The organism is Paenibacillus sp. IITD108, from assembly GCF_036541265.1.
GTDB lineage: Bacteria > Bacillota > Bacilli > Paenibacillales > Paenibacillaceae > Pristimantibacillus.
Window position 1 is genome coordinate 1 of record NZ_JAZHCT010000059.1, and the last position, 24,886, is coordinate 24,886.

Consider the following 24,886-nt stretch of genomic DNA (forward strand, 5'->3'; position numbering starts at 1 on the left):
TTTGCTCGGATTCGCATCAATCCTGGAGCGCTATTTTGCGGATGGGAGAGTATAGTGTTGTTTCTACGGTGAGCTGGACAGACGTTCCGTTATGTGACTAAATAGCGCCATTTGCCCGGCAAAAGTGACATACGTTCCGCTATTGCATCAAAAACACTTAAGAAAGGTCGTGAAATGAGCTGATAGCGGAACGTATGTCCACGAAACTTGAAAAACGGCCTTTTTTTGGTGAATAACGGAACGAGTGTCCGTGGAGGATCAGAAACAACAAGTTGGTGAATAACGGAACGAGTGTCCGTGGAAGATCAGAAACAATGTGCAATCGAACGGTTTAGTCTAGTATAGTATTCGCTTAGCTTACTACGGCAACTCTCGCAAGCACTCCTCCATCAAGCTGCGAAGTATCACCCGGATCTAGATTAAGCTCCCAAGCTTTTAATACGCGGCGCATAATTTTGCCGCTTATGCGAGTTTTCGGCAACTGCTCCAGCACTTCAATTTCTCTTGGCGCATTATGCGCAGAGAGATGATTGCGGACGAATAAGCGAATTTCCTCCAATAGAGCGGATGAAGGCTTATACAGCGGACCGAGCACGATAAATGCTTTTACAATTTCTCCACGCAGCGCATCCGGCTTGCCGATTACACCTGCTTCAGCTACGGCAGGATGCTCAATCAGCTTGCTTTCTACCTCAAACGGACTGATGCTTTCGCCAGCGGAGTTGATCATATCATCGTTGCGGCCTTGGAAGAAGATATAACCTTCGTCATCTTTATAAGCCATATCGCCGGAAACATACCAGCCTTCATAAGGAAAATACGATTGAAACTTCTCGGGATTGTTCCATATTTCCTTCATTAACCCGGGATAATCGGCTTTGACGCAGAGCTGTCCAATTTCGCCATTTGGCAGCTCCTGTCCGTCCTCATCTAGTATCGCTACCGTAATGCCTGGGAACGCGCGTCCCATAGAGCCGGGCTTAATCGGCTGGGAAGGGAAATTAACGATCAGGTGGCCGCCTGTTTCTGTCATCCACCACGTATCATGAATGCGCACGTTCAGCTCCTCGATCGCCCAGCGAATCGCTTCCGGATTAAGCGGCTCTCCAACAGAAAGTACATGCCTTAAGGACGAAAGGTCATAGTTGAGGTGCAATTGCTCTCCCTCGGCCATCAGCATGCGAAATGCGGTCGGGGCACTGTACCAAATCGTCACGCCCGCTTTTTCAATGATGGAATACCAGGAATCAGCGTCAAAGCGTCCGCCATGTATAACGACAGTCGCTCTGTTCAGCCATGGAGCATATAAGCCGTAAACACTGCCTGTTACCCAGCCCGGGTGGGAGGTGCACCAGTATACATCGTCCTCTTTTACATCGCATACCCATTTGCCGGTCAAATATTGATGGATCATTGCCTTTTGGCGATGCAGCACCCCTTTTGGCTTGCCAGTTGAGCCGGACGTATAATGAATAATAAAGCCGTCGTCAAGCGTTCCCCATTCAATCACGTTGGCATCGGCCACAGTATTTCTCAGCTCTGCGTACAGTGAGATTTCGCCAGCTTCACATTGCTCAGGCTCTCCTGCAATAAGAACCGTTTCAAGAGTAGGAATAGTGGATTTAGGCACGCGCTTGCCCAGCACATGGTCCGTTACAAGCAGCTTGGCTCCGCAATCAAGCATGCGGTCCTTAATCGATTCTTCCATGAAGCCCTCGAACAATGGGCCGGCAATCGCTCCAATTTTAATAGCAGCAAGAATAGCAATATAGCAATCGGGATTTTTTGGTAAAAAGATAAAGACGCGATCGCCTTTTTGTATGCCATACTTTTTATAGACGGTTGCGACATGATCTGTCTTTTGCTTGAGCTGGGCAAACGTATACTTCTCTTCAATATCACCGTTAATATAATGAATGGCGAGCTTGTCGCCATAGCCTTCATAGACGTGGCGATCTAGACATTCATACACCATATTTACTTTTCCGGTTTTGTACCAGGTGAAATGCTGCTCAACGTCCTGCCAATTAAAAGATTCAACCGCTTTCTGGTAATCTTGTAAGTGATGCTCCCTTTGGAGCGGCTGTATGAGGTTTCCGTATGCTAACGTCATGCTTTTCCTCCTCGATTTCGTCCGATGTTAAATGTAACAGCTTCAAAATTTGCTCCTTCTGCCTAGCCAGCGCTTCATTTCCTCGCGAGCGGGGACGAGGCTCGGCAACAGAAATAATGTCGATTATTTCTCCTGGCTGTCCACGCATAACGATCAATTTGTCGCATAAATAAAGAGCTTCGTCGATATCATGTGTGACGAGCAGCATCGTGCTTTTGCACGTTTTCCATACTTGCAGCAGCAAATCCTGAAGCTGCATCTTCGTGAACGCGTCAAGCGCGCTGAAAGGCTCATCCAGCAGCAGAATAGATGGCGATGTAACAAGTGAGCGCGCAATCGCTACACGCTGCGACATACCGCCAGACAGCTCCTTCGGGTAATGCTTTTCAAATCCTTCCAATCCGACCAGTTTTATAAATTGTTTGGCACGCTCCAAATTTTCCTTCTTCTGACCTTTAAGACCAAAAGCAACGTTTTCGACGACATTGAGCCAAGGCATAAGACGGGCCTCTTGAAATATAACGCCGATTTTTTCATTCATGCCTGAAACCGTTTGGTCGTCAATGGAGATATTGCCTTCCTCATGACCGTCGAGTCCTGCAATTACGCGCAGCAGACTGCTTTTTCCACAGCCGCTCGTGCCTAGAATGCCGATAATTTCTTTGTTTTGTGCTTCGAAGGATAGCGGCTCGAAGGCGGTTTTGCCATTATCAAATATTCGTTTAACCTTATCTAATTTAAGCATAATGGTGCTCCTTTCCCGCGGAAAATCAATGCGGAGCCTTTATTTGAAAAACCTGTGCTTCTATGTTAATAACGGTCATGCTACGCCTTGGCTTGCTTAGCAAATGAATCCTGCCAATGCAGTGCCCGCGTCTCCATAACAGCGAGCAGCGTATCTGTTATTTTTCCTAATATAGCGAACAGCACGATGCTGGCTAAAATAACTTCAGGCGAAGTCGTATTTTGTCCGAATACGAGCAGGTAACCGAGGCCTTGGCTGGCGCCCATCAGCTCAGCTGCGACAACGAACATCCAGCCTACGCCGAGTCCTCCGCGCAATCCGGTTAAGAAGGAGGGGAGGGAGGCAGGCATAATAATTCTTGTAATAAGCTGGGTATGTGTAAACCCATATATTTTGCCTACTTCAATAAGCTTGCGGTCGACATTTTTAATACCGCTAACTAGATTTAAATAGGTTGGAAAAAATACACCGACGGCGATAAGTGCGATTTTTGGTGTCTCGGAAATGCCCATCCATAAAATAAACAACGGTACCCACGCCATCGAAGGAATGGAGCGGAAGGCTTGCAAAATAGGATCGAACAGCTTTTGGGCGAGCGGATAAAAGCCGACGAGTGCTCCAATCAATACGGCAATTGCTGTTCCGAGCAGAAAGCCTGTGCAAATACGGTAAAGCGTAATACCGATATGCTCCCATAGCGAGCCGTCCTGTACAAAGCCTGTTATCGTTTCTACAACAACAAGCGGCGAAGGCATAATATTAGGAGGGAATACGCCTGCTGAGCTGAGCGACTGCCACAGTACAACAAGAATGATCGGAAGCAAGCTTCCGATCAAAATATTGACTAGCCGAGTAGAATGTTTCATCTATTTCACAACCTTTTCTGCAAAGGAGGGCTGGATCAGATTATTGACTAATTCATCGAGCTTAACATCCGATTTAATAATTTGATTTTGCTGCAGCACCTTTCCAGCTTCAGTAATTGTATTGCGCTGAGCATCGCCTGGTACCGGCTGTGTAAAATCGTTGCGCTCCATTTGTTTTTTGGCTACTTCCGGGCTGAGGTTCGCTTCTTTTGCTAAAATTGCAGTTGCTTCCTCCATGTTTTCAAGCGTCCATAGTCTGGCTTTTTCGTAAACGGCCAAAATCTTTTCAACCTTCTCCGGATTTTTCTTGGCAAAGTCATTGCGGGCGAGCAGGAAGCCGTACGTATTGAAATCAACATTTCTGTAAAATAGCTCAGCATTATTCTCAAGCTCTACTCGCGCCATATGAGGGTCCAGTCCTGCCCATGCGTCAACCTGGCCTGTTACTAGGCTTGTTGCTCCGTCATTGTGCTGCAGGTTTACAATTTCAACATCTTTAGCTGCAATGCCGGCTTCATCAAGAGCGCGCAGCAGGAAAATATGCGGGTCAGTGCCGACGGTAGCGGCTACTTTTTTGCCGACCAAATCAGAAACAGATTGAATGGAGGAACCATCTGCCTTCACTAGCGCCGTCCATTCAGGCTTATTTGAAATATAGACGCCTTCAATAGGTGTGCCCTTCGATTTGGAGATTAGTGCAGCTGCTCCAGCAGCAGAGCCCAAATCGATCGAATTGCTGTTAAGAAATTCAAGCGCTTTATTGCTGCCTTGGCTAAGTACCCAGGTTACCTCTACTTTGTCCTCGGCAAAGGTTTCCTCTGCCCAGCCTTTTTCTTTAATAACAAGCGATAGAGGCGAATAATAAGCGTAGTCCAAGCGAATAGTTGAAGCCTTGGAGCCGCCTTGCGAGCAGCCGGCTATAACGGAAAGAGCTAGTATAAGAGCTGTGCTTAATAAACCAATCTTTTTCATCGTAATGTCCCCTTCTGATTAACAAATCGAATCTTATCTATTAAAAAAGTGAAATAGTAATGATTTAAATTTCACATGCATACGTTACGATCGTTCCGCGCAGTCGCTGTGTTTCTTTGTATGTACAGCGGTTATGAACAACCTCCATGCCTGCTTCACTGGAGATGGCAGCTGCCTCATCGGATACTACGCCCTCCTGCAGCCAGAATATATGAGGCTGAGTCTGCAGGCTCGCTGCTTCCTTGGCTACCTCAATGGCGGCTTCTGGCGCTCTGAATACTTGAACGACATCAATTGGTCCTTGTATAGCTGCCAGATCTGGATAAGCCCTCTCCCCAAGCACCTCAGTCTCGCGCGGATTAACCGGAATGATCTTGTAGCCAAGCCGCTGCATTTTGCGTGCCAGGCGATAGCTAGGACGTGCCGGATTGCCTGACAGGCCTACGATCGCTAATGTTTTGGCGCGCTGCACAAGCTGTCCATTGACCGTTTCACGATGCCATGGCGATTCCAAAACAGATCGGATGATCCCTTCGTCATTAATCGTAATCGGTTTTTTGTCGCCTTCCCAAGTCGCTACGCCGTTAGCGCGATAAATCGCTTGGTCCAGATCTTTAATCAGGTCTTCGGCTGATTCGAGGCCGATAGACAGGCGCACAAGGTCCTGCGCTACGCCAGTAGCAACCAGTTCCTCTTCATTAAGCTGCTGATGTGTAGTAGAGCCTGGGTGGATAATAAGCGATTTGGCATCGCCGACATTAGCCAAATGCGACCATAGTGATACGCTGTCAATTAGCTTGGCGCCGGCGTCTCTGCCGCCTTTAATGCCGAAGGTTACGATAGAGCCTGCTCCGCGCGGTAAATATTTTTGAGCCAGTGCATGGCTGGGGTGCTCTTCCAATCCCGGATAGTTAACCCATGAAACGCCTGGATGAGCAGCCAAATGCTTGGCGATTTGCAAGGCGTTAGCGGTATGCTCGCGCATGCGTACGTGCAAGGTTTCAAGTCCCTGGAGCAGCATGAAGGCGTTGAATGGGCTAATGCAGGAACCGAAGTCGCGCATCAGCTGCACTCTTACTTTGGTTATATAGGCAAGTGTTCCGAAATCCTGGGCGTAGGTTACGCCGTTATAGCTCTCATCTGGCTTTGTAAAGCCAGGGAATTTTTCCGAGTTCCAATTGAAGCGCCCGCCGTCTACGATTACACCGCCAATCGACGTGCCATGTCCGCCGATCCATTTGGTAGCGGAGTGAACGACGATATCAGCGCCCCACTGAATAGGGCGGCATAGATAAGGAGTGGCAAACGTATTGTCGATGACAAGCGGAATGCCGTTATCATGCGCTACTGCCGCAAGTGCCTCAATGTCCAGTACTTGAAGCCCTGGATTGCCGATCGTTTCAGCATAAACAGCTTTTGTTTTTGGTGTAATCGCTTTTCTAAAGTCTTCTGGATCGTCCGATTCGACAAGAATGACTTTAATGCCGTATTTTGGCAAAGTTGTTTTGAACAGATTATATGTACCTCCGTAAACACGGCTTGAAGCTACGATTTCATCCCCTGCTTCTGCAATATTCATAAGCGCAAGCGAGATAGCGGACATACCGGAGGAAGTGGCAAGCGCTGCTACGCCATCTTCGAGCAGTGCAATTCTTTTCTCAAGCACATCAGCGGTTGGATTGCCGATCCGGCTATAAATATTGCCTGTCTCATCGAGTGCAAATAACGCTCTGGCGTGCTCCGAGCTTTGATAGACATATGAAGTAGTCTGGTAGATCGGTACGGCTCTAGACCCTGTAGTAGGATCAGGCGATTGCCCTCCGTGTAAAAGAATCGTTTCCAGTTGATAAGATGATGATTGACTCACAATGTACGCCCCCAATAAATCATATAATTATAATTAGTTTACTTGGAATTGAAGCAAAAAAAAGAAAGTGCTTTAATATAGTAACGAAATTAATGTATTGGTTAATGATATAGATAAAAAGTTGTAAAAAATAATTCACACTATTCTTATTGGATTAATTAAGTAAGTGTATTGTAACAGCTCCGCTGTCGAGCGTCAATACATTTATTTACACTACCCTGAAGCGAGGTGGCGGCAATTGCATGTACAATCTTTTCCTCCAATTGTGGACAAGGAGGCGCGAATTCTTATAGCAGGTACAGCTCCCAGCGTGAAGTCTTTGGAGAAGCATCAGTTCTATGGACATCCGCAAAACTATTTTTGGCGAATTATGTATGGATTGCTAGCAGAAGCTGATAGAAAAAGTACAGGACCAAACGAGTCGTATGAGGATCGAATCGCTTTTTTGCAGCAGCATCATATTGCGCTGTGGGATGTTATTGCGACTTGCAAGCGTCAAGGCAGCCTTGACGCGAACATAAAGGAAGAAGAGCCAAACGATATTCCTTTTCTGCTGGATCAATATCCGGCCATCCGATGCCTCGCATTTAACGGTACAAAAGCTTATTCGACCTTCAAGAGATATTTTTCCAACTATATAAGCAGTCGTTCGATTACACTGCTGCAGCTGCCTTCAACAAGTCCTATACCTACCAAGTATATGCGTTCGCTGGAGGATCGGCTGGCTGCATGGTCTGTGCTGCTTCCTTATCTTCAGGATGATTCCAAGTGAGCCGTTGAAAAATAGATTCTTCCTGTATATAGTAGTAACATGAGAAAAGTTGAATTCAGGAGCTAGATTATGAAAGATAGAAGCAATGTAATTGTAGAGCTTGAGAGCAGGCAAGATGGCGAACTGGCGTCTCATACTTACAAAGGGGAGTGGTTTCGCAAGGAACGCTCCATATATATTCGTTATATAGAGGAAGAAAATCGTGCAGAAGAGATTCGCACCCTCATTCGCTTTCGCCCGGAAGAGCTGTCTATTACAAGACGAGGCTTAGTGCATTCTGAGCAAATATTCGCTCCAGGGCAAGTGCGTGCAGGCATTTATCGTACTCCCTATATGTCGATGCAGCTTGAAACGCATACGAGCGGCCTAAGCATGGTTGAGCCTCATGGCAGCAAGCCGGCTGTACAGCACGGCGACGGCTTGCCGGACAAGCTGCCATTTTCATTGGAGTGGAGCTATGAGCTATATACCAATGAGCAGCAGTCCGGGGAATTTCATATTAAGCTTCACATACGAGAGGATGTATAATGATGAATTCAAATGTATTGGAAAATAGAAATGAACAGGTCAAACAGGAAATTGCCAAAGCGGCATTGGCTGCTGGACTTGTAACAGAAGAGCAGCTGCCTGTATTTGTGCTGGAGGTTCCGAAGGATAAGGCGCATGGCGACCTTGCGACAAATGCTGCTATGCAGCTTACAAAAATCGCCAAGAAAAATCCGCGGCAAATTGCGGAGCAGCTCATCGAGCATATGGATATGCAAGCTGCTTCTATTCAATCCGCCGAAATAGCCGGTCCAGGCTTTATTAATTTCCGATTGGATAAAAGCTACCTGTATCCAATTATTGATCAGGCGCTGGAAGCCGGCAAAGAGTACGGGCGTGTGCAAACGGGCGAAGGCAAACGCGTCCAGGTAGAATTCGTAAGTGCAAATCCGACGGGCAGCCTGCATCTTGGCCATGCCCGCGGAGCAGCTGTAGGCGACGCTTTGTGTAATGTGCTTGATTTTGCAAATTATAATGTAACGAGAGAATATTATATTAATGATGCCGGCAAGCAAGTGGAAAATTTAGCGCTTTCGCTGGAGGCGCGCTACCGCCAGAAGCTTGGGCAGGAGGCGGATATGCCGGCAGATGGCTACTATGGCGAGGATATTATCGGCTTTGCCGCTGAGCTTGCAGAGCAGGAGGGAGACAGGCTGCTTGACTTGTCTGAGCAGGAACGCTTCACATTTCTGCGCCAATTTGGACTCGAGCGAGAGCTAGATAAAATAAAACGTGATCTGGAAAGATTCAGGGTCGGGTTTGATGTATGGTACAGTGAAACATCCTTATACGAAAGCGGCCAAGTAGAAGAGGGGCTGCAGGCGCTCAAGGAATCAGGCTATGTCTATGAGGAAGAAGGAGCAACATGGCTGTCTACTATGCCGTTTGGCGATGACAAAAATCGCGTTCTTATTAAAAATGACGGCTCATATACGTATCTGACTCCTGATATCGCCTACCACCGCAACAAATACAACCGCGGCTTCGATGAGATGATCAACATATGGGGAGCTGACCACCATGGCTACATTCCTCGTATGAAGGCTGCAATGGCTGCACTGGGCAACGATCCAGAGCGCTTGACGGTGCTTATCGCACAGATGGTAAGCTTGTTCCAGGACGGGGAAAAAGTAAAAATGTCCAAGCGTACAGGCAAAGCGGTTACGATGGAAGACCTGATGGATGAGGTTGGCATAGATGCTATTCGTTACTTCTTTACGATGCGAAGCATGGATTCACATTTGGATTTCGACATGGATCTGGCTATTTCGACATCCAATGAAAATCCTGTATTTTATGTACAGTATGCCCATGCGCGTATTTGCAGCATTTTCCGACAAGCGGAGGAACAAGGCATTACCTTGTCGTCAGTCGATTCTATCGCATACAATAAGCTGAATACGGAAGCAGAATATGACTTGATCCGCAAGGTTGGCGAGCTTCCTTCAGAAATAGCAGAAGCGGCACAACAATATGCGCCGCATCGTTTAATCCGGTACGTATATGAGCTTGCTTCGCAGCTCCATAGCTACTATCGCGCGGAGCGAGTCATCACAGAGGACGTGGAGCAGTCGGTTGCCCGGCTGGCATTGCTAGGAGCTGTTCGGGTAGCTATAGCTAACGTATTGCGTCTGGTAGGCGTTTCTGCGCCAGAAAGAATGTAGCTTAATTTTTATTCGCAAGATGCAGCATACGCACAATATCGAGCTCGCCGATCGTTCGGCGGGCTTTATAATTTTTAAGCGGCTGAACGGAGCGCTTCATAATCATTTTTATTTGATAGGGCGTCAAGCCTGGTTTAAGCGCGAGCAGCAGCGCGATTGCGCCGCTCACATGCGATGTCGCCATGGAGGTTCCGCTCATCTCATTGTATTTGCCCTGAGGCCATGCTGATACGATTTTATCGCCTGGCGCATAGATGTCAATGGACGCGCCCCGATTGCTAAAAGGCGCTATTCTGCGCATCTTGGACGTTGCGCCGACAGAAATCGTCTGGGTATAGCGCGCAGGATAATCTACAGTGCGAAGCTTGCCGTCATTTCCCGAGGAAGCGACAATGATGATCCCTGCCTGATAAGCATTGGCAACTGCGTTAAGCAGCCCTTTATTTCTTTTTCTCATTCCAAAGCTCATATTAATAATATTCATCCGATTGTGTATACACCATTCGATAGCTTGAATAATATCGGAGACATAGGCGCTTCCGTTTTGGTCGAATGCTTTTACAGGTGCGAGTAAAGCGCCTGGGGCAACGCCAGTCATGCCGTGCATTCGGTTGCTGGCTGCTATAATTCCGGCTATATGAGTGCCATGGCCATTGTCATCATGAGGCGGACGGCTGCGATTAATAAGATTGACCCCATGAAGCAGGCTGTGTCTTAGATCCGGATGAGCGAAGTCAACCCCGGTGTCTACCACGCCGATTTTAATTTGCTGGCCAATGGTTGTACTCCAGGCCTGCGGAGCCTTAACCTGCTTTATTCCCCAAGAGAAGCTGCGGCTCGTCGGATAATGCGGCAGCGCTGGAGCAGCCCCGACGCATACCTCTGTATCGCACTCGAATTCTATGTCTGGGCTGAATGGCGCAAATAATGATTCATTTGAAAGGCGGCAGGACAGAGAGCGAATGGAAGGCAAAATTTTTACCATATTTTGCAGAGGAGCTGTATCATCGCGCTGTAGCCATTGCTCGAGGAATAATTTAAAGTCCTTTTGCTGTCGAAATCGGATCATCCGTGCTTTGGCTGCGGAGGATGCTTCTGTAAACTCATGTTGCAGTGCTCGAATGAAGTTGGCGATATTCAAACCTGAATCCCTCCCCATGGATGATGCTGAAATATTGTATGAGGAGGTGCTTCAGTCCGTATAAGCAACTTGCCTTTTTCTAATAAAATAGGCTTCAAACCGTGTCAATTGTAATCGAAATACATAAGATGGATGAAGAGCTAAAGGCTCTTGCTACCCCGATGGATTCCTGAATGGGCAAATAGAAGTCGGGAGGATACAGTCAGATGCGAAGGAGAAATCCTTCGCTTTTTTAATATATAGGATAAGTTTTCATAATAAACTTGTTGTTATCATTCATTGTTTTCTGAACAGCTGAAACCGGAACTGGGACAGGTTTGCTTAATGCGCACTTGCTTTTTTGAATAAAATAGGTTTTACTATACTGTGACTAACGATTCAACGGTAAATTACTCGAGTTGCAAGAGAGGATGTGTCCATATGAGCGGCAACAATATTTCACTTAAAATTGACCCTGAACGCTTGAAGGAAATGCCAATGGTGGATCTGGCATTTGAAGTGTTGAAATCAGCGAATACACCATACTACTATCGTGATCTCATGATGGAGATTGCTAAAATACGTGGACTTTCTGAGGATGGCATTAAGCAATTTATTGCTCAGGTATACACAGAAATTAATATCGACGGAAGATTTGCTTGCGTAGGCAGCAATATGTGGGGATTAAAGCGCTGGTACCCAGTAGAGCGCTCAGAGGATCCGATCGGCAACGCTAAGCGTACTCGCATTATCAATGATGATGATGATCTCGAGGATGACGATATATATGTTGACGAGGAAGAAGAATACAGCGGCGATGAGGAATACGAGGATTACGATGGAGATCGTGACGAGTATGACGAAAACGAGGAAGACGCTGAAGTTGACGAAGACGTAGAGCTGGATGATGAAGAAATCGACGAAGAAGTAGACGAAGATTTGGAAGATGATGACCTGGATGAGGAAGAAGAGGAATACGAGGATGAGGAAGAAGAAGACGATAAATAATCGTATTTTTGAACTTGAAAATATTCCATTTCGAATACCTCTTTGTTTGTCTTGACAGGTAGTAGTGGGTAAGAGTAAACTATTGCATGGGCTTAAGATTCGGTTAGTTAATAATGCATAGAATTATGCCAAAAGAAAAGTGCCCCCGTAGCTACGGGTGACACTTTTTTTGTTTGAAAATATAAGAAAATGTAAGTTTATACATGTAAACTGTTCTTATATTTCCACGTTAAACCGTTCGTCCTGAGTAAAATACGTCATACTGCGTTTCATCTTGATTCGGAGAAATGCAACAAAATGATAAGCTGTTCAAATTGTTGCATATAAATTTAGGAATAGACAACCATAGAAGCATGGAGGGTATTAGAACAGTGACCAAATATATTTTTGTAACCGGAGGCGTAGTGTCGTCCTTAGGCAAAGGAATTGCGGCTGCTTCGCTTGGACGTTTGCTCAAAAACAGAGGCTTGAAAGTAACCATTCAGAAATTTGATCCTTATATCAACGTAGACCCAGGCACCATGAGCCCTTATCAGCATGGTGAAGTGTTTGTAACGGATGATGGTGCAGAGACAGATCTGGATCTTGGTCACTATGAGCGATTTATCGACATTAATCTTTCCAAAAACAGCAGTGTTACTACGGGTAAAGTGTACTCACATGTTATTACAAAAGAGCGCCGCGGCGATTATCTTGGCGGAACGGTACAAGTTATTCCACATATTACGAATGAAATTAAAGATCGCGTATTCCGCGCAGGCAAGGAAGCCGGCTCAGATGTCGTTATTACTGAGATTGGCGGAACGGTTGGCGATATAGAAAGCTTGCCTTTTCTTGAAGCCATACGTCAAATCAAGAGCGATATTGGGCGTGACAATGTCATGTATGTTCACGTTACGCTTATACCATATATTAAAGCTGCCGGTGAAGTAAAAACGAAGCCGACCCAGCACAGTGTCAAAGAGCTGCGCAGCATCGGCATCCAGCCAAATGTTATTATTTGCCGTACGGAGTATGAGCTGGCTGATGATTTGAAGCGTAAAATCGGATTGTTCTGTGATATCGACGAAAACGCGGTTATTGAGTGCCGCGATGCTTCTACTTTGTATGATGTTCCTTTAATGCTTCGCGATCAAGGCCTTGATGAAATTGTCGTCAAACATTTGAAGCTTGATGCCGGTCCAGCCGACATGACGGAATGGGAAGCGATGGTTGACCGTGTAAAGTCGCTGCATAAAACAACAGAAATTGCCATTGTGGGCAAATACGTTGCGCTTCATGACGCTTACTTAAGTATTGTGGAATCGCTTGGACATGCAGGCATTTCCAATGATTCAGAGGTTAAAATCCGCTGGATTAATGCTGAGGAGCTTACGGAAAGCAATACAGAAGAGCAGTTGAAGGGCGTGCACGGTATTTTGGTGCCAGGCGGCTTTGGCGATCGCGGCATCGAAGGCAAAATTAATGCGATTCAATATGCTCGCGAGAATGGCATTCCGTTTTTCGGAATTTGCTTGGGCATGCAGGTTGCTGTAATTGAATATGCTCGTAATGTTGCTGGGCTGGCGAATGCCAACAGCTCGGAAATCAACGCGGCAACGCCTTATCCGGTTATTGACTTGCTTCCGGATCAGAAGGATGTCGAGGATATGGGCGGTACTATGCGCCTAGGCTTGTATCCATGCAAAATTGTTCCTGAGACGAATGCGGCGCGCGAGTATGCAGATGAGCTTGTGTATGAGCGTCATCGCCATCGTTATGAATTCAATAATGAATACCGCGAGCAGCTTGAACAAGCGGGTCTTCGCATTTCGGGCACATCCCCGGATGGAAGGCTGGTTGAAATGGTCGAGCTGGCTGATCATCCTTGGTTCCTTGCGGTTCAATTCCATCCAGAATTTACATCGAGACCTAACCGTCCGCAGCCATTATTCCAAGGCTTTGTACGTGCAGCTTTAGCTTATTCCGAGAAATAAGCAATAAAATGGCTCAAAATACACGTATTGAGATTATTTTTCAATAGAGGCAACTTTTTCTTTTTTCGGAGAAGGGATTTATAGGAAGCTCAGCGAATACATTAACCAGTGAAGGGCAATAGCACGGAATTGTGCAAACCACTGTCCTAATTTCGGGGGTGTAATGAGCTTTGGAGAAGAATAAAGTGCTGATTGTTGACGATCAAAATGGTATTCGCGTTTTGTTAGTGGAAGTATTCAGTAATGAGGACTATGAAACATTCCAGGCAGCTAATGGTAAGATTGCACTCGAAATAGTTCAAAGAGAGTCTCCTGATCTGGTGTTGCTGGATATGAAGATTCCAGGAATGGACGGTCTTGAGATTTTAAAACATATTAAAGCTATCAATCCTCATATTAAAGTCATTATGATGACCGCATACGGGGAACTGGATATGATTAAGGAAGCTACGGATCTTGGAGCACTTATGCATTTCACCAAGCCTTTTGATATTGATGAAATGCGCATGGAGGTTAACAAGCAGCTCCGGGGCGGGGCAAGCGTTGATTTATATGCCAAAAAAACGTCTTGAACGAGACGACATCTGCCAATAAATGGCGGTGTCGTCTTTTTTTATATTGCAGGGGTTATTTGGCAGCAGCGTTTGCAGTCGCGGTAATAAAACAAGCTTTACTAATTGTAGGTGCGATATGGTATAATAACTCAGAATGACAAGTCGAACGGGCTTGGCCTAGATTGTAATCAATAGGAGGAAGACGAACTATGGCTTTAGTATCTATGAATGAATTTTTGCCGAAAGCAAAAGAGAGAAAATTTGCAGTAGGTCAATTTAACATGAACAATCTTGAGTTTGCTCAAGCAACTGTAGAAGCTGCTATGGCTGAAAACTCGCCATTTATTTACGGGGTTAGCGAAGGCGCCTTGAGATATATGGGAATCGAATTCACTGTCGCAATGGCAAAGGCTGCTGCTGAGAAATCCGGTTTGCCGATTGCGCTTCATCTTGACCATGGAAGCAGCTTCGAAGTAGCTATGAAATGTATTCGTGCTGGCTTCTCATCCGTAATGTTTGACGGATCCCACTATGGCCTTGAAGAAAACATTGCATTAACGAAAGAAGTTGTTCGCGCTGCTCATGCTATGGGCGTATCTGTAGAAGGCGAGCTTGGAACAATTGGCGGCGTTGAGGATGACCTGAGCGTTGATGAGGCAGATGCTACAATGGCTAACCCGGAGGAAGCTATCCGCTTCTACGAGGAAACTGGCGTAGACTGCTTGGCAATTGCAGTTGGAACAGCTCACGGCATGTACAAAGGCGAGCCAAAAATTCATTATGATATTATCGAAAAGGTTGCTAGCGCAATTCCTGTGCCAGTCGTTCTTCATGGCGGATCCGGCGTTCCTGACGAAGCAATCCGCAAATCGATTCAAGCCGGCGTTGGCAAAATCAACGTAAACACTGAAAACCAAGTGGCATTCACAAAAACAATTCGTGAAGTACTTGGCGGCAACGCTGAAGTGATCGATCCTCGTAAATATTTGACACCTGCTCGTGATGCAATGGTTCAAGTTATTCGTGAAAAAATTCGCTTGTTCGGAAGCAACAACCAAGCGTAATTGATACAAGTAAGAGAAAACCGCCTAAGTACCGCAGGAAGTCTGTGAAGGCTTTTAAGCAATGGGCTCTATTTGAGCTTGCTGCTGCTAGTGCCGAGGCGGTTTTTCTTTTTTAAAATATAAGAAAGTATAAGTTTTTGTAACCTTATATCTGTTCTTATATTTCATTGGTAAACGCGCCTGTCCAAAGGACGGCGAAGCCGTTTATCCTTGTAATATAGGATGTTGTAAGTTTCTTTATCTGGTATACGATTTATGATGATTTTTTAAGAAAACTAATTCGCTTCTTTCAAGGACGGGGCTGTTCTTTTTTGATAAGATAGTAGAGATTGGCGATTTTTAAAAAGAAAAGGTACGTCTTCATAGGAATATAGAAACTGTATGTGCCTTGAAAGAGTAAGACGAAGCCGTTTCATCTTGCTATGTACTTAACGGGAGGACCATAGATTTGATGGAAAAATTAATGATACGTGGCGGACGGCCGCTGCGAGGAACTGTTCAAATAAGTGGAGCAAAGAATAGTGCTGTGGCTCTTGTTCCAGCAGCTATTTTAGCGGAATCTGAAGTAATTCTTGATAATTTGCCGTTAATTAGTGATGTGGCAGTTTACAGCGAAATATTGCAAGAGCTTGGCGCGACAGTTTCGCGCAAAGATGATGTGATGCGCATTAATCCGGCAAATCTGAGATCTGTACCGATGCCTAACGGCAAGGTGAAGCTTCTTCGTGCATCGTATTATTTAATGGGTGCGCTTCTGGGTCGTTTTGGAGAAGCGACTATTGGCATGCCAGGGGGCTGCAATTTTGAGCCTAGACCTATTGATCAGCATATTAAAGGTTTCGAAGCTCTTGGAGCAACGGTAGTAAACGAACACGGTTCAATGAAAATATTCGCCAAGCAATTGCGCGGCGCCAAAATTTACCTCGATGTTGCCAGTGTGGGAGCAACTATTAATATTATGCTCGCGGCTTCAAGAGCCAAGGGCTCCACAATTATCGAAAATGCGGCAAAAGAGCCTGAAATTATAGATGTAGCTACTTTATTGAACGCGATGGGAGCAGTAATTAAAGGTGCAGGTACAGAAACGATCCGCATTGAGGGTGTCGATAAGCTGCACGGCTGCCGCCATTCTATTATTCCCGACCGGATTCAAGCGGGCACGTATATGATTGCTGCTGCTGCAACTCGCGGCGACGTTCTAATTGATAATGTTATACCAAAGCATTTGGAAGCCATTACGGCCAAGCTGGAGGAAATGGGCGTTGAGGTTCATGAGCTGGATGAGTCGATCCGTATTATTGGCAAGGATTCGTATTCGCCCATTGATGTTAAAGCGCTTGTGTACCCAGGCTTTGCAACAGACCTGCAATCGCCTATGACGACGCTTCTGACGCAAGCGGCAGGGGTCAGTATTTTGACCGATTATGTTTATGGCACGAGGTTTAAGCATGTTCCTGAGCTGGCACGGATGGGGGCTAATATCCGAGTAGAAGGCAGATCAGCCATTATTGAGGGCGGCAAATTAAATGCTGCCAAAGTAAAGGCTGCTGATTTGAGAGCGGGGGCTGCGCTAGTTATAGCTGCGCTGACTGTCGATAATGATATAACTGAGATTACAGGTGTCGAGTATATAGATCGCGGATATGATGATTTGGATGAAAAATTGCGACTTCTTGGCGCAGAAGTATGGCGAGAGCAAGAGGAATAGTATACGTTTTTCAAGATATACTAGAATAGATGCTAGATTTTTGGAAAAACTGATAATCAATAGGATTGATATTTGCAAATAAACTTTAAACAAAGTGGTGAGAATATGTCGGATCTTCAGATTGCTGATCTGGAAGAACTAAAACTGACAGAATTGTATAAGCTGGCCAAGCAATATCAAATTGCTTATTATGGAACGCTTAAGAAAAAGGAATTAATTTTTGCAATATTGCGTGCTCAAGCGGAAAAAAGCGGACTTATGTTTATGGAGGGCGTGCTGGATGTATTGCCGGAAGGCTTCGGATTTTTGCGCCCTATCAATTACTTGCCGAGCAAAGAGGATATTTATATTTCAGCCTCGCAAATTCGCAGATTTGATCTTAGAAACGGCGACCTGGTTTCAGGCAAATGCCGTCCGCCAAAGGAAAACGAAAGATACTTCGGCTTGCTGCAAGTCAATGCGGTTAATGGTGAAAACCCGGAAACAGCTTCGGAACGTCTCCACTTTCCTGCCCTAACTCCCCTGTATCCAGAAAAAAAATTGGTTCTGGAAACAACCCAAGCAAGACTATCCACTCGTATGATGGATTTGCTGTCGCCTGTAGGACTTGGTCAACGCGGTCTTATTGTTGCGCCTCCAAAAGCAGGTAAAACTCTGCTTCTAAAAGAAATTGCAAATAGTATTTCAGAAAATCATCCTGATATCGAGCTATTTGTGCTGCTTATTGATGAGCGGCCTGAGGAAGTAACGGATATGCAGCGCTCGGTTAAGGGCGAGGTTGTATCCTCGACTTTTGATGAGCTGCCGGAAAATCATATTAAAGTGGCTGAGCTTGTGCTTGAACGCGCGCTTCGGTTGGTTGAGCATAAAAAAGACGTCGTTATACTGATGGATTCGATCACAAGATTAGCACGCGCTTATAACCTTGTTATTCCTCCTTCAGGCCGTACGCTTAGCGGCGGTATCGATCCTGCTGCTTTCCATCGTCCCAAACGGTTTTTTGGTTCGGCTCGTAATGTGGAAGAGGGCGGCAGCTTGACGATATTGGCAACAGCGCTTGTGGAAACGGGCTCCCGCATGGATGATATTATTTATGAGGAGTTTAAAGGAACAGGCAATATGGAGCTGCATCTTGACCGCAAGCTTGCCGAGCGCCGTATTTTCCCTGCGCTGGATATGCGCAGATCCGGCACACGCCGCGAAGAAATGCTGCTTACGAAGGAAGAGCTGGATAAAGTGTGGGCTATTCGCCGCAGCTTGACAGACAGCCCGGACTTCGTGGACAATTTCCTGAAGAAGCTTAAGGAATCAGAAAATAACGAACAGTTTTTAATGTCACTGGATACAGCAGAAATAAAGCAAGATAAAGCGGCGCCAAAACAAGGCGGGAATCATGCGGCTTCATCAACACGCCGCACAGTCGTTCGAACTCCGCACAGCTCTTAGCTCGTTTGAAAGGAGACTAACATGAATCTCGTATATGCAGATGAGCAAGGCAACTTGTTTGACCATCCGGAGTTTATCGCGCTTGGAAGAAGCGGCGATGCGATTGTGGAAATTATGGAGGACGAGCTCATTCCATTGCCGGAAGGAGCTACGCTCGTCAGCTTGCCTTTTACAAAGCCGATAGGCCTATCCATTCATAATGACCAGATGCAGGTTGTTCCCGGCACTGTACACGCTGTGGGCGCATTGCTGCCACAAGGATTTACGAGGCTATGCTTGCCCAGTTATGTGAAATCGAATCAGGAGGAAAAGCTTCCGTTATTCGGTTATACTGCTGTGGTATGGAAGGATGACCAGTTTTATGTTGCTGCCGAGCAATGTGACGATCCGGAGCGCTGGGACCCTTTAAATTGCAATCGCGACGAGCTGCGTCTGCAGGTGGACCGCATTTTGCAAAAGTATCCTGACAATCGTCTTTATAAGCATTTGTCGCACTGCGCGTTGGAATATGAATGCTTGACATCTTCCAATACCTTTTTGCAGCGCTGGGAAGGTGCGGTGCCCGTATCCTATTCCTGTAATGCCGGCTGCTTTGGCTGCATTTCGGAGCAGCCTGACGACAGCGGCTTTGTTGCGCCGCAAACAAGAATGAATTTTAAGCCGACCGTGGATGAAGTGACGCAAATTATGCTTGAGCATCTTCGCGAGCATGATTCCATTATCAGCTTCGGACAAGGCTGCGAAGGCGAGCCTTCTACGCAAGCCAAAATAATCGTAGAAGCGATTCGAAATGTCAGGGCGCAGACCTCAAAAGGGTTTATTAACATTAATACGAATGCCGGCTTAACCGACTTCATGCGAGCGATCGTTGATGCCGGCTTGGATTTAATGCGCGTAAGTACAATTAGTGCAATAGAGGAGCACTATAATGCTTACTATAAGCCGCGTGCCTATACGCTCCAAAACGTTGAGAGGTCGCTGCGCTATGCGACAGATCAGGGAGTATATACTTCCATTAATTACTTGATATTCCCGGGTGTTACTGATCGCGAGGAAGAAATCGAGGCCATGCTGGGCTTTGCCAAACGGACAGGCTTAAAGCTAATTCAAATGCGCAATTTGAATATAGACCCGGAAAGCTACTTGCAGCTTATTCCAAAAGCAAAGGGCGAGATTTATGGCATGAAGCAGATGCTGGACATTTTCAGATCCGAGCTTCCTGATGTTGTCATAGGCTCCTATACGCATGTGCCGCCGGAGCAATTGCAGCGCAAAAAGCTTACGGATAAATAATGGATAACCTATGTTTTACATTGCGCCGATGAAACAATTCATGCTATAATCCCTTCATGTGTTATTTTTAACTCTGGGCTCGCATGTGGCTCAGGGCAGAAAGAGGTGAACGAGATGAAACAAGGAATTCATCCGACATACCACGTCGTTACAGCAACTTGCGCTTGCGGAAATACGTTCGAAACAGGTTCAATCAAACCTAGTCTTCGTGTAGAGGTTTGCTCCGCTTGTCACCCATTCTATACGGGTAAGCAGAAGTTCCTGGATGCCGGCGGCCGCGTCGACCGTTTCAAGAAGAAATACGGAATGTAATAATAACTACATTTTGCCTGAAATTGGCAGAATACAAGAGCCTTCCTCAGCCATCCTATGGTTAAGGGAGGTTTTTTGATTGGAAAAAAACAATGGCAATCGATTTGCAGCAAATAGATACGTAATTTCAAAAATACTTATTGTTGTAATGCTGATAAGCTTAAGTATGGCTGTTGCAACAACAGGCTGCTCCAGGGAATCGGAAATACAAAAACAATCCTACGGAGAAGATGGGTTTAAAGGATATTCTAACAGCAATCCCAATTTGATTAATCGTCATTCAACACTGTCTTACCAGCAAAGCATAGATTTTATTCATGAGCTGCTCGCGCCGATAACCGGCATCAAGAAGCAGGAATTGAAGTTTGCTGGCAATAAAATACTGCTGAAGCTTCGCGTCGATAATCAAATGTCTGAAGCAAATAAAATAAAGCTGCAGACCGAAACGCAATCTAAATTGCAGTGGAATTTTCCGGAGTATGAGGTGCAGGTTTCCGTGGAAAATTCGAAGTAGGCGGATATAATGTTGCGATTTCCTTCAGAATGTACTATACTTGTTTTTGCCGTGCTAGACGGGGAGGTAGCGGTGCCCTGTAACTCGCAATCCGCTGTAGCGAGGTTGAATTCCCGCCCGAGGTTATGTTGATGTGAGGTTTGGCGCTTGTGAGCAGTGTTGAGAATTGGGTCCTTCGCAATGAACGCTTGTGAACCCGGTCAGGTCCGGAAGGAAGCAGCCGTAAGCAAGTTAGTTCATGTGCCGAAGGGTCACCTGGTTTGAGCTGTAATCAAGAATGCCGCTCGGATTGCATATATCAGAGGCGGGTGTACGGTACTACACACGCTGATAACAGAGCCTGCAGCTTCGCTGCAGGCTTTTTTTGTTTATCTTGGGGAAAATGAAGTAAATCTAACAATTGCGGATAATTAAGTAAGACATTTTGCTTGCAGGCAAGTTATAGTATAATAGATTAAGCTTTGGCATCAAATGCTTATTGAAGCAAAGTGAAAGGGACGGTACGCGTGTCGTATATTGCATTATATCGAGCCTGGCGTCCGCAGACGTTTCAGGATATGGTTGGACAACAGCATATCATTCAAACGCTGCAAAACGCGATTCGAGAGCAGCGGGTGTCGCACGCTTATTTGTTCAATGGACCGCGTGGCACAGGTAAGACTACTGCTGCTAAAATTTTAGCGAAAGCTGTAAATTGTGAACAAGGACCAACCGTTGAACCGTGTAATGAATGCGCAGCTTGCAAAGGCATCACAGCAGGCCATATTATGGATGTTGTGGAAATTGACGCAGCCTCTAATCGCGGTATTGACGAAATTCGTGATATTCGTGATAAGGTGCGCTTTGCCCCTTCTGAGGTACGCTATAAAGTGTACATCATCGATGAGGTGCATATGCTGACATCAGAGGCATTTAATGCTCTGCTCAAAACCTTGGAGGAACCTCCGGGGCATGTTATCTTCATATTGGCAACTACAGAGCCGCATCGTTTGCCGGCTACAATTATATCTCGCTGCCAGCGATTTGATTTCCGGCAAGTATCACTGGAAGAGCAGATTGACCGGCTTATGCAAATTTGCCAGGAAGAAGGCATACAAGCCGACAAGGATGCGATTGCATATGTAGCCAGGCTGTCGGAAGGCGGCATGCGCGATGCGATAAGCTTGCTGGAGCAGGTCGCCGCTTTTGGAGATGGGAAGCTAACGCTGGAAGCTGCCGTTGATGTAACGGGAGGGATGGCTGCTGATCAATTTTATCAGCTGGCTGATGCGATCAAGGATCGGAATGCGCCTGCGGTGCTGCCTCTTGTTGAAGGTTTAATGCAAGCGGGCAAAAGTGCAGACAAGTGCATGGAAAACCTGATTTATTATTTCCGTGATTTGCTCGTGCTCAAGCTTGCATCAGGCAAGTCAGTTACAGACCGCATCGTAGATACAGAGCGCTTTATCGGTGTCGCTGAAGCGTTTAGCTCCGCTCGCTTGTTTGCCATGATAGATGAGCTGCATGCCTATCAAATAGAGCTCAAGCATGCATCGCAGCCTCAGACGCTATTTGAAGTTGCGATGCTGAAGCTTTGCACGATGGAGGATAGCGGCGCCGCTGCCCATCAAGAGAAAGCTGGCGCTGGAGCGAGCTCGTCAGAGCTGCAGGCTTTGCGCAAGCAGGTTTCCGAACTGGAGACCAAGCTTGAGAAGCTCATGCGAACAGGAGTTGACCCGGCTCAAGCTGCTGAACAGAATGCAGCGCCCAAAGCGGCGCCCAGCAGAATTGGCGGCCGAGGCGGCTTTGGTGCAAATAGCGGCGTTATAAGGACGAAAGTTAAGCTTGATCCGTATATTGCCGCAAGCTCAGAGCCGGAAACTGTTCAAGCCCGCATGAAATGGAGCGATCTGCTGCAGCGGGTAAGAGATGAAAAGGTTACGCTGCATGCCTGGCTGAAGGATGGCGAGCTAGCGGCTGTGGCCAATGGCGATTTGGTAATTGCGTTTAAAAACGATATTCATCGCGAGACGACGGAGAAGCCGGATCATCGCGCGATTATCGAGCGAGTTGCCGAACAGGTTATGGGCAGGACGCTTCGGCTTGTTACAGTTATGCAAAGAGAGTGGCAAGCTGCGCTTGAAGAAGGAATAGAGAAGAGTCCTGACGAAGTATTTGAATTGCAAACCGAGCATGCTGACCCGCAAACGGCTGCCAGTCAGCCGGAATGGATTGAAGAAGCAGTAAAGCTATTCGGTGAGGAATTAGTAGTAATCAAGGATACAGAATAAACTATTTGATGAGGTGACCCGTAATGAACAATATGAATCAAATGATGAAGCAAGTTAAAAAAATGCAGGAGCAGATGATGAAGGCTCAAGAAGAGCTTGAACATAAAACGGTTGAAGGAAGCGCTGGCGGCGGTGTTGTGACTGTAACAGCAAATGGCCATAAAAAAATATTGAATATCGTAATTAATCCAGAGGCAGTAGATCCGGAAGATGTTGAAATGCTGCAGGATTTAGTTTTGACTGCTGTTAATGATGCTCTTACTAAAGTGGACGATATTGCAAATCAAGACATGGGTAAATTTACAGGCGGCATGAAGATTCCAGGATTATTTTAAAATACGAAGCAATGAGAGCGTCTCTGCCAGGATGCAGAGGCGTTCTTTTAAGGTTGAAAGGAGCTGTGCCGTTCTTGCATTACCCGGAACCGATTGCAAAATTAATAGACTCCTTTACGCGATTACCTGGTATTGGGCCGAAAACGGCTGCTCGCTTGGCTTTTCATGTCTTAAGGATGGAAGAAGATAATGTTATTGATTTTGCTAAAGCGCTAGTTAGCGTAAAGCGCAATTTATTTTATTGTTCTGTTTGCTGCAATATTACGGATACAGACCCTTGCTCGATTTGCCAGGATAAGTCGCGTGATCAGTCTGTCATTTGTGTCGTGCAGGAAACGAAGGATTTGGTCGCGCTGGAGCGCATGAAGGAATTCAATGGCTATTATCATGTGCTGCAAGGAGCAATATCTCCTATGGAAGGAATCGGACCGGAGGAGATTAGAATTGCAGAGCTGCTTCGCAGACTAAGCGATGAAAGCGTGCAAGAGTTAATTTTGGCAACGAACCCTAATATTGAAGGCGAAGCGACTGCCATGTATTTGTCGCGGTTGGTAAAGCCGTTCGGCATTCGAGTTACACGTATCGCTCATGGCTTGCCGGTTGGCGGCGATCTTGAATACGCCGATGAAGTGACGTTGTCGAAAGCGTTGGAAGGACGCAGGGAATTGAGTTAATCGAATAGAAACAATAGTCGAGAAGAGTTTTTCCGATAGCTTGCGCTAATTGGAGGAGCTCTTTTTTTGTTGTCTAAAACAAGGATAGAGTTCTATTTATTCACTCTCATTTATAGAAATAGTAGAGAGATTAGAATGCAAGGAGGAATGCTAGATGAGCAACGGGATAAATAGAAGCAGTATTGACGAGCGGGATGAATTGCAAGCGGATATAGAACGAGCTCTAAAGGAATGGGATGCAGCTAACCGAATGTTCAACTATGCGCATGGCCAAGAGCAAATCGACTATGCAATTTATGCGCTTATCGCGTGTGAGAAGAAGTACAGCATGCTGTTGAAAAAAGCAAAGCAGCTTAACATGGAAAGGCAATTATATGGCCAGACTCCAAATTGGATAGAAAGAGGCGAGTAGTAATGAAGTTATTATGGGCGGCATTATTTATTATTTCGAGTTCTATGCTAATATTTATTGTCATTCGCCGGAAATTGTCCTGGGGATGGTTTTGGAGATTCGCATTGCATTTGGTTGCGGCAGCAGGAGTGTTATATGTAATTAATAAATGGACCGTACTCCCAGCTATATATATACCGATCAATCCTTTTACAATAGGAACGGTGGTTGTATTGGGAGTGCCCGGTGTTGCTTTGCTGGCCGGATTACAATGGATAGTTGTTTAATAGAGAAAATGGAATTATATAATCAATATATAGAAACGGCCTGCAGCCGAGTTACATAACAGAAATAAGCGCGAATGTTCTTAGCAAAAAATGTAGCGTAAAATAGAAGGTAATGTGGTTGACGAAATACGTTGATGTGTGCTACATTAGAACACGCGCTTGAAGTTGTTTTAAAGACAAGCATTTTTTTAAAAAAAACATTTTAAAACTTTTTCAAAAAAATGCTTGCATTAAGATGGGCGCCTGTGATATATTATAAAAGTCGCCGCTGAGACAACGCGGTGCACACGAGAAACGACAAATCATTCTTCCTAATAAGGAAAAGATAATCGTTTCAGGAAATTTGTTCTTTGAAAACTGAACAACGAGTGAAATGCCCTGTTCATCCT

The 24,886-nt window shown here is 45.8% G+C and carries 23 protein-coding genes and 1 other RNA gene; 18 read left to right on the forward strand and 6 right to left on the reverse strand.

What is annotated here, in order from left to right; all coding sequences use genetic code 11:
* Positions 1-352: 352 nt before the first annotated feature.
* The 5 genes from acsA to V1L65_RS27785 all read right to left on the reverse strand — a co-directional run bounded on the left by acsA (position 353) and on the right by V1L65_RS27785 (position 6,566).
* The gene (gene acsA / locus V1L65_RS27765) at positions 353-2,113 is read right to left on the reverse strand and encodes an acetate--CoA ligase (protein ID WP_331702589.1); all 1,761 of its coding nucleotides are present in this window, start codon (positions 2,111-2,113) and stop codon (positions 353-355) included.
* The gene (locus tag V1L65_RS27770; RefSeq protein ID WP_331702590.1) at positions 2,037-2,858 is read right to left on the reverse strand and encodes an ABC transporter ATP-binding protein; all 822 of its coding nucleotides are present in this window, start codon (positions 2,856-2,858) and stop codon (positions 2,037-2,039) included. The genes acsA and V1L65_RS27770 overlap by 77 nt, the downstream gene beginning before the upstream one ends.
* Before the next feature lie 80 nt (positions 2,859-2,938).
* Positions 2,939-3,724 (reverse strand): ABC transporter permease, encoded by a 786-nt coding sequence (locus tag V1L65_RS27775; RefSeq protein ID WP_331702591.1) that lies wholly within the window; start codon positions 3,722-3,724, stop codon positions 2,939-2,941.
* On the reverse strand, positions 3,725-4,696 hold the full coding sequence (locus V1L65_RS27780) for an aliphatic sulfonate ABC transporter substrate-binding protein (protein WP_331702592.1): 972 nt from the start codon (positions 4,694-4,696) through the stop codon (positions 3,725-3,727). It lies immediately after the preceding gene.
* Positions 4,697-4,760: 64 nt separating this feature from the next.
* Positions 4,761-6,566, reverse strand: coding sequence for a PLP-dependent aspartate aminotransferase family protein (locus V1L65_RS27785; RefSeq protein ID WP_331702612.1), 1,806 nt, complete (start codon positions 6,564-6,566; stop codon positions 4,761-4,763).
* Positions 6,567-6,801: 235 nt separating this feature from the next.
* Between V1L65_RS27785 and V1L65_RS27790 the strand changes: the two genes are divergently transcribed.
* From V1L65_RS27790 to argS, 3 genes are all read left to right on the forward strand, one after another.
* On the forward strand, positions 6,802-7,335 hold the full coding sequence (locus tag V1L65_RS27790) for a DNA-deoxyinosine glycosylase (protein WP_331702593.1): 534 nt from the start codon (positions 6,802-6,804) through the stop codon (positions 7,333-7,335).
* 69 nt (positions 7,336-7,404) lie between these two features.
* Positions 7,405-7,863: a DUF1934 domain-containing protein gene (locus V1L65_RS27795; protein WP_331702594.1), complete on the forward strand. Its 459-nt coding sequence runs from the start codon at positions 7,405-7,407 to the stop codon at positions 7,861-7,863.
* Positions 7,864-7,865: 2 nt separating this feature from the next.
* On the forward strand, positions 7,866-9,545 hold the full coding sequence (gene argS / locus V1L65_RS27800; protein WP_331702613.1) for an arginine--tRNA ligase: 1,680 nt from the start codon (positions 7,866-7,868) through the stop codon (positions 9,543-9,545).
* 1 nt (position 9,546) lies between these two features.
* On the opposite strand, the gene V1L65_RS27805 is transcribed toward argS, so the two are convergent.
* A complete protein-coding gene (locus V1L65_RS27805) occupies positions 9,547-10,686 on the reverse strand; it encodes a S8 family peptidase (RefSeq protein ID WP_331702595.1) in 1,140 nt (379 codons plus the stop codon).
* A gap of 420 nt (positions 10,687-11,106) precedes the next feature.
* On the opposite strand from V1L65_RS27805, the gene rpoE reads away from it, so the two are divergent.
* The 15 genes from rpoE to V1L65_RS27880 all read left to right on the forward strand — a co-directional run bounded on the left by rpoE (position 11,107) and on the right by V1L65_RS27880 (position 24,497).
* On the forward strand, positions 11,107-11,673 hold the full coding sequence (gene rpoE, locus V1L65_RS27810) for a DNA-directed RNA polymerase subunit delta (protein WP_331702596.1): 567 nt from the start codon (positions 11,107-11,109) through the stop codon (positions 11,671-11,673).
* A 371-nt stretch (positions 11,674-12,044) separates the two neighbouring features.
* Positions 12,045-13,649 (forward strand): CTP synthase, encoded by a 1,605-nt coding sequence (locus tag V1L65_RS27815; protein ID WP_331702597.1) that lies wholly within the window; start codon positions 12,045-12,047, stop codon positions 13,647-13,649.
* A 170-nt stretch (positions 13,650-13,819) separates the two neighbouring features.
* A complete protein-coding gene (locus V1L65_RS27820) occupies positions 13,820-14,221 on the forward strand; it encodes a response regulator (RefSeq protein WP_331702598.1) in 402 nt (133 codons plus the stop codon).
* 191 nt (positions 14,222-14,412) lie between these two features.
* Complete coding sequence (fba, locus tag V1L65_RS27825) at positions 14,413-15,267, forward strand: class II fructose-1,6-bisphosphate aldolase (protein ID WP_331702599.1); 855 nt, start codon at positions 14,413-14,415, stop codon at positions 15,265-15,267.
* 451 nt (positions 15,268-15,718) lie between these two features.
* Positions 15,719-16,975: a UDP-N-acetylglucosamine 1-carboxyvinyltransferase gene (locus V1L65_RS27830; protein ID WP_331702614.1), complete on the forward strand. Its 1,257-nt coding sequence runs from the start codon at positions 15,719-15,721 to the stop codon at positions 16,973-16,975.
* 105 nt (positions 16,976-17,080) lie between these two features.
* The gene (gene rho / locus V1L65_RS27835; RefSeq protein ID WP_331702600.1) at positions 17,081-18,421 is read left to right on the forward strand and encodes a transcription termination factor Rho; all 1,341 of its coding nucleotides are present in this window, start codon (positions 17,081-17,083) and stop codon (positions 18,419-18,421) included.
* A 21-nt stretch (positions 18,422-18,442) separates the two neighbouring features.
* Positions 18,443-19,714, forward strand: coding sequence for a radical SAM protein (locus V1L65_RS27840; RefSeq protein ID WP_331702601.1), 1,272 nt, complete (start codon positions 18,443-18,445; stop codon positions 19,712-19,714).
* Between the two features lie 114 nt (positions 19,715-19,828).
* Complete coding sequence (gene rpmE / locus V1L65_RS27845) at positions 19,829-20,026, forward strand: 50S ribosomal protein L31 (protein ID WP_331702602.1); 198 nt, start codon at positions 19,829-19,831, stop codon at positions 20,024-20,026.
* 79 nt (positions 20,027-20,105) lie between these two features.
* Positions 20,106-20,540 carry a hypothetical protein gene (locus tag V1L65_RS27850; RefSeq protein WP_331702604.1) on the forward strand — a complete coding sequence of 145 codons (435 nt, stop codon included), beginning with the start codon at positions 20,106-20,108 and terminating at the stop codon, positions 20,538-20,540.
* A gap of 49 nt (positions 20,541-20,589) precedes the next feature.
* Positions 20,590-20,856, forward strand: an RNA gene (gene ffs / locus V1L65_RS27855) — signal recognition particle sRNA large type.
* A 190-nt stretch (positions 20,857-21,046) separates the two neighbouring features.
* On the forward strand, positions 21,047-22,810 hold the full coding sequence (gene dnaX, locus V1L65_RS27860) for a DNA polymerase III subunit gamma/tau (RefSeq protein ID WP_331702615.1): 1,764 nt from the start codon (positions 21,047-21,049) through the stop codon (positions 22,808-22,810).
* A 23-nt stretch (positions 22,811-22,833) separates the two neighbouring features.
* Positions 22,834-23,145, forward strand: coding sequence for a YbaB/EbfC family nucleoid-associated protein (locus V1L65_RS27865; protein ID WP_331702605.1), 312 nt, complete (start codon positions 22,834-22,836; stop codon positions 23,143-23,145).
* 74 nt (positions 23,146-23,219) lie between these two features.
* Positions 23,220-23,819, forward strand: coding sequence for a recombination mediator RecR (recR, locus tag V1L65_RS27870; protein ID WP_331702608.1), 600 nt, complete (start codon positions 23,220-23,222; stop codon positions 23,817-23,819).
* Positions 23,820-23,973: 154 nt separating this feature from the next.
* Positions 23,974-24,231 (forward strand): DUF2508 family protein, encoded by a 258-nt coding sequence (locus V1L65_RS27875; RefSeq protein WP_331702609.1) that lies wholly within the window; start codon positions 23,974-23,976, stop codon positions 24,229-24,231.
* A 2-nt stretch (positions 24,232-24,233) separates the two neighbouring features.
* The gene (locus tag V1L65_RS27880) at positions 24,234-24,497 is read left to right on the forward strand and encodes a pro-sigmaK processing inhibitor BofA family protein (protein ID WP_331702611.1); all 264 of its coding nucleotides are present in this window, start codon (positions 24,234-24,236) and stop codon (positions 24,495-24,497) included.
* The last annotated feature ends 389 nt before the right edge of the window (positions 24,498-24,886 follow it).